At 63.1% G+C, this 6,264-nt stretch carries 4 protein-coding genes; all 4 read left to right on the forward strand.

The features are described from left to right. Positions 1-1,398: Y-family DNA polymerase (locus V7080_RS22600; protein ID WP_334190634.1), on the forward strand; the 1,398-nt coding region annotated here is incomplete at its 5' end. A 2-nt stretch (positions 1,399-1,400) separates the two neighbouring features. Beyond that, positions 1,401-4,541 carry an error-prone DNA polymerase gene (locus tag V7080_RS22605; protein WP_334190635.1) on the forward strand — a complete coding sequence of 1,047 codons (3,141 nt, stop codon included), beginning with the start codon at positions 1,401-1,403 and terminating at the stop codon, positions 4,539-4,541. 155 nt (positions 4,542-4,696) lie between these two features. Then, entirely contained in the window at positions 4,697-5,281 is a 585-nt protein-coding gene (locus V7080_RS22610) for a transglutaminase-like domain-containing protein (RefSeq protein WP_334190636.1), read from the forward strand. Positions 5,282-5,520: 239 nt separating this feature from the next. Next, entirely contained in the window at positions 5,521-6,159 is a 639-nt protein-coding gene (locus tag V7080_RS22615) for a LysE family translocator (protein ID WP_334190637.1), read from the forward strand. The last annotated feature ends 105 nt before the right edge of the window (positions 6,160-6,264 follow it).

The following is a 6,264-nucleotide window of genomic DNA, read 5'->3' on the forward strand; positions in this document are numbered from 1 at the left end:
GCGGTGACGGAAGCGCGGCGCATCGGCTGGCTCAATGCACGTGCGCGGGAGGCCGGCATCCTTTCCGGCATGATGGACAGCAGCGCGCATGCGCGTGCTGCCGATGTCGTGCTGATTCCGCGCGATACGGCGGCCGAGGCGGAAGCCGTGAAAGAGGCCGCATTCTGGGCGCTTCATTTCACGCCGCAGGTCAGCCTGCTGTCCAACGGCCTGCTGCTCGATGTCTCTGCCAGCCTGCGCCTGTTCGGCGGCGGCGAAGCGCTGACGCTGCAACTGCGCGACGGCATCCTGGAGCTTGGCTTCACCCTGCAACTGGCGAGCGCGCCCACCGCCACAGCCGCCTGGCTGTTGGCCCGGCATGCCGACGCCCTGCATGCGGACGGCGCATCGCTGCCGTCACGTCTGGGGAGCCTGCCGGTTGCACTCATGGCGTCGGTACAGCCGCATCTCGCCACGCTGGACCTGATCGGTTGCCGGACCATCGGGCAGTTGCGGAATCTGCCGCGCCCTGGCATCGTCCGCCGCTTCGGCAAGGATGTGCTGACCGAACTCGACAGGGCGTTCGGCCTTGAGCCCGAAGTCCATGCATGGTTCGAGCCGCCCGTCACGTTTACCGCACGGCTGGAGCTGCCGTCACGGGTCGATACGACGGAGGCGCTGCTGTTTGCCGCGCGCCGCCTGCTGATGCAGATGAGCGGCTGGCTGGTGGCGCGGCATGCGGCGGTGTCGCGCTTCTGCCTGCAACTGCATCATGAAAGCGTGCGCCACGGCAGCCAGGCATCGGCGGTGACGCCGGTGGCGATCGCCCTCGGCAGCCCCAGCCGCGACCTGGCGCATCTCACGCTTCTGTTGCAGGAACATCTTGCAAGAATCACGCTCGCCGCATCGGTCATCGAGCTCACCCTGCAGGCGGAAGATATCGTGCAGCTTGCCGCGCCCAACACCGAGCTGTTTCCCTCTCATGCCGGCCAGGCGGAGTCGATAGGACGGCTGGTCGAGCGCCTGACGAGCCGGCTGGGCGAGGACGCGGTCAGCCGGCTGCAGATCGCCGGCGATCACCGGCCGGAGCACAGCTCGGTGACCGTCCCGGCACATCGCATGCCGTCGATACCCAAGGGACAGGCCGCACTGGAAGACGCGTTTCCGCCGCGCCCGAGCTGGCTGTTGCCGGAACCGATCGCCTTGCCGGTGCGGGACGGCATGCCGTTCTACCAGAGCGTGCTCATCCTGCTGGATGGTCCGGAACGCATCGAGGCCGGCTGGTGGGATGATGCACCGGTAACGCGGGATTACTTCATTGCCTGCAACGAGTTTCACCTGCTGCTGTGGATCTACCGCGAGCGGCTGATCTTCGGTTCGGCGGATGACGCCTGGTTCCTGCACGGTTTCTTCGGCTGACCATGTCGATACCGCTGCCGGCGTATGCTGAACTGCATTGCCTGTCCAACTTCACTTTTCTGCGCGGCGCATCCCATCCGGAGGAACTGGTGGACCGCGCGGCCCGGCTCGGCTACGCGGCGTTGGCGATCACCGATGAATGCTCGCTGGCCGGCGTGGTGCGGGCGCATGTCGAAGCGAAGAAGCACGAATTGCATCTGATCATCGGCAGCGAAGTGACGCTCTCGTGCGGCATGAAGCTGGTGCTGCTGGCTACCAACCGCAACGGCTACGGCAATCTCTCGGAATGGATCACGCTCGGGCGCCGCCGCGCGCCCAAGGGAAGTTACGAGTTGCATCGCGCCGACATCGATGCACCGGCGGCCGGCATCGTGCATCTGCATCGCCTGCCGGATTGCCTTGCGTTGTTCATACCGAACAGGAAAACGAAAGACGACGCATTGGCGGAGCAGGCGGCGTGGCTTGCATCGGTGTTTGAAGGGCGGGCCTGGATCGCGGTGGAAGTGCTGCATGGCGGCGATGACAGCCTGTGGCTGGAGCGGATGCACCGGTTGGCGGACCTGCATCGATTGCCGCTGGTGGCGGCCGGCGACGTGCACATGCATGTGCGCTCGCGCAAGCCCCTGCAGGACATGCTCACCGCCACCCGGCTCGGCAAGCCGCTGGCGGAGTGCGGGATGGCGCTGCAGCCGAATGCGGAGCGGCACCTGCGGCAGCGCCAGCGCCTGGCGCGCCTGTATCCGCCGGCATCGCTGGAAAACACGCTGGATGTTGCCGCGCGCTGCACGTTTTCGCTGGACGAACTGCGCTATGAGTATCCGGAGGAGATCGTGCCGCCGGGAGAGATCCTGTCCACCTACCTGCGGCGGCTTGCCTATGAAGGCGCGACCGAACGTTTCCCGAAAGGCTTGCCGGCGTCCATCCAGAACCAGATCGAGGAAGAGCTGACCCTGATCGCCTACATGTCCTACGAACCGTATTTCCTGACGGTGTATGACATCGTGCGGTTTGCGCGGAGCAGGGGCATCCTGTGCCAGGGCCGGGGCTCCGCGGCGAATTCGGCGGTGTGCTATTGCCTGCGCATCACCGAGGTCGATCCGATGCGCGGCAACCTGCTGTTCGGGCGCTTCATCTCGAAGGAGCGCAACGAGCCGCCGGATATCGACGTCGACTTCGAGCATGAACGGCGTGAAGAAGTCATGCAGTACATCTACCAGAAATACGGCCGCCACCGCGCCGCGCTGACGGCCGCCCTCATCACCTACCGGCCGCGCTCGGCGCTCAAGGATGTCGGCAAGGCGCTCGGCCTCGATTACGAACAGGTCAACCGCCTGTCGGCATCGCATCACTGGTGGGACGGCCGGAAGATCAGCCCCGAGCGTCTGCAGGAGCACGGGCTGGACATCGAGTCGCCCATCGTGCAGAAGCTGATCATGCTGACCCAGTCGCTGATCGGCTTCCCGCGCCACCTGTCGCAGCACAGCGGCGGCTTCGTGATCGCGCGCGACAGCCTGGCGCGCCTCGTGCCGATCGAAAACGCGGCGATGGCCGAGCGCAGCGTCATCCAGTGGGACAAGGACGACCTCGATGCCATCGGCCTGCTCAAGGTCGATGTGCTGGCGCTCGGCATGCTGTCCGCGCTGAGCCGCGCGCTCGACTTCATCGGCCAGCGCCGCGGCGAGACGTTCTCGCTGCAGGATATCCCGCCCGAAGATCCGGCCACCTACCGGATGATCTGCAAGGCGGATACCGTCGGCGTATTCCAGATCGAATCACGGGCGCAGATGTCGATGCTGCCGAGGCTGAAGCCAAAGAAATTCTATGACCTCGTCGTGGAAGTCGCGATCGTGCGCCCCGGTCCGATACAGGGCGGCATGGTGCATCCCTACCTGAAGCGGCGGCAGGGGCTGGAACCGGTGACCTATCCGAGCGATGCAGTGCGCACCGCGCTGGAGCGCACGCTCGGCGTGCCGATCTTCCAGGAGCAGGTCATGCAGATCGCGATCCTCGCCGCCGGATTCACGCCGGGCGAAGCGGACAGCCTGCGGCGCGCGATGGCTGCCTGGAAGAGGAAAGGGGAGGTGGACAAGTTCTATGACCGGATCATCAACGGCATGAAGGAGCGCGGCTACGAGGAGGCATTCGCGGAGCAGATCTTCCGGCAGATCGAAGGCTTCGGCGAATACGGTTTCCCCGAGTCGCATGCGGCAAGCTTCGCGCTGCTGGTGTACGCATCGGCCTGGATCAAATGCCATGAACCGGCGATATTCCTTGCCGCGCTGCTCAATGCACAGCCGCTGGGGTTTTATTCGCCGTCGCAACTGGTGCAGGATGCGAAGCGGCACGGCGTCCAGGTACGGCCGCCGGATGTCAATATCAGTGAATGGGATTGCACGCTGGAGGAGCGCATGCCGCCTTACGCGGAGGAAGGTTCGCAACCCGCGGTGCGTCTCGGCCTGCGACTGATCAAGGGCCTCCCGGCCGACGCGGCGTCGCGGATTGTGGAAGTGCGCGCCATCGCCCCTTTTTCCAGCGTGGCCGACCTGGTGCAGCGTGCCGAACTGTCGACGCAGGAAACCCAGGCGCTGGCGCGCGCCAATGCGCTGCTGGGGTTGACCGGGCATCGCCGGCAGGCGGCATGGCAGGTCGCCGGCATGCTGCCGACGACAAGGCTGCTGAAGGATGCCCGCCTGCCGGACGACGGCATCGTATTGCCGCAGGCAAGCGAAGGGCAGGAAATCGTCGCCGACTACCAGAGCCTCGGCCTGACGCTCAACCGCCATCCGCTGGCGCTGCTGCGCGAGCGCTTCAGGAAAATGAACCTGTCGACGGCGCAGGAGATGAAATCCTTCGCCGACGGCAAGCTCGCCCGTACCACCGGGCTGGTCACCGTGCGCCAGCGCCCGCCCACCGCGAGCGGCACCATGTTTGTCACGCTGGAGGATGAAACCGGCGTCACCAATGTCATCATCTGGCCGGCACTGCTGGAGAAGCAGCGCAAGGAAATCCTCAATGCCTACCTGATGACGGTCTACGGCATCTGGCAGCGCGAAGGCGAGGTCACGCACCTGATCGCCAAGCGGGTGGTGGATCACTCGACGATGCTGGGCGAGCTGACGACGAAGAGCAGGGATTTCAAATAGCGGATGCTGGGCAAGACATGGCATTGAATGCTTCATTCGATTTTTTATATTTGAAATGTGCATTGCTGCTAACATTTGCCCTGTCTGGCGGCGTGCATACCGGAATGCTGCATGCCGCTTCATATTGTTGATGCGGCACCTCCAACGAATCGCTTATGAATCCTTATTTGCAGTTCAGTCCCTATATCGATGGAGATCATCCCGACGTCGCACGGAAGGCGGTTGAATTGGCGGCAGGATGCCGATCGGAGCAGGACATCGTCAGGCGTTGCTTCGAATTCGTTCGCGACACCATCAGGCACAGCTGGGACCACAGGCTCAATCCGGTGACCTGCCGTGCATCGGAAGTGCTGGCGCACGGTACAGGCTACTGCTATGCAAAGAGCCATCTGCTGGCAGCGCTCCTGCGCCGGAACGGCATCCCGACCGGGCTGTGCTATCAGCGCCTGTCAGTCACGGAAGGCGCGCCTTATTGCCTTCATGGCTTGAATGCGGTCTACCTGGACGGTCACGGCTGGTACCGCATCGATGCACGAGGAAATAAACCTGGCGTAGATGCGCAGTTCACGCCGCCGATCGAGCGATTGGCGTTCCGCATTCATGACCGCAACGAACGGGATCTGCCGGAAATATGGGTTGAACCGCTGCCAGTGGTGATCAATACCTTACTCACGTATTCCACCGTCGAAGAGATCGCTGAAAACCTTCCGGATGTCGAGTTGATAGCCCAAAGATTTTAAAAATGCGTGAATTCTCCCTTGGCGTCTTTCACCAACAAAGGTTTGTCGTCCTCGCCCCCGACTACCCCATTCGAGGGCAAGCTGCGGCGGGGACCCAGAGATGTGTCATTTTCGTCAATTGCGTAGCCAAAGCACTCCTAGATTGCCAGTCTCGGGGAAAGGAAGAAAATGCCGCAGATAGGCTTACAAAATAACTTCCGGTTTTGCTTTCCTGATTCACACACTACTTAGGAGTTCGCATGTCCCTTGAAACCTGGCTGCTCTATGCCGCAGCCGTCTTCATCCTCACTGTGACGCCGGGGCCAAGCGTCCTCATGTGCGTGACGAACGGCGTCAATTTCGGCGCCCGCCGGACATTGTTTTCGGCAATCGGCAGCGTGACCGCCGTTGTCGGCATCATGGCCTGCTCGGCGGTCGGGATCGGCGCGCTGCTCGCCGCATCCTCCACGCTTTTCCATGTGATCAAGTGGTTCGGCGTCGCCTATCTCGTCTATATCGGGATCACGACCCTACGGTCCACCGCGTCGAGTTTCGAGTTGCCTTCGGCGGGCAATCGAAGCGCCAGCCGACTGTCGCTCTACGTCAAAGGCTTTCTCGTCGGCGCGAGCAATCCCAAGGCGCTGCTGTTCTTCACCGCGTTCTTCCCGCAATTCATCGATCCGGCGGCAGCGCAGCTTCCCCAGTTCGCGGTACTGGGCGGCACCTTCGTGTGCTTCGAGTTGTTCTGGCTGATGTTCTACGCGACCTTTGCCGCACGGCTGAGACCATGGCTGCGCGTCAAGGGGAGGGCGAAGGTCTTCAACCGCCTGTCCGGACTGACCTTCATGGGCGCGGGCGCACTCCTGGCGACCGTTGAGCGCGCTTCCAAGGACGCTTGAGCCGCTTGTCCCGCATGCGCGATATTGTTCTTGCCGCCATTCGCATCTATCAGCGATTCATATCTCCGCGCAAGGGATTTTGCTGCGCATACCGTGTGCATACCG

The sequence above is a fragment of the Noviherbaspirillum sp. genome (assembly GCF_036846085.1).
Taxonomy (GTDB): Bacteria; Pseudomonadota; Gammaproteobacteria; order Burkholderiales; family Burkholderiaceae_D; genus Noviherbaspirillum.

Coding starts and splice junctions, on each gene's coding strand:
- V7080_RS22605 (WP_334190635.1), top strand. CDS start 1,401: ATGTCGATACCGCTGCCGGCGTATGCTGAACTGCATTGCCTGTCCAAC.
- V7080_RS22610 (WP_334190636.1), top strand. CDS start 4,697: ATGAATCCTTATTTGCAGTTCAGTCCCTATATCGATGGAGATCATCCC.
- V7080_RS22615 (WP_334190637.1), top strand. CDS start 5,521: ATGTCCCTTGAAACCTGGCTGCTCTATGCCGCAGCCGTCTTCATCCTC.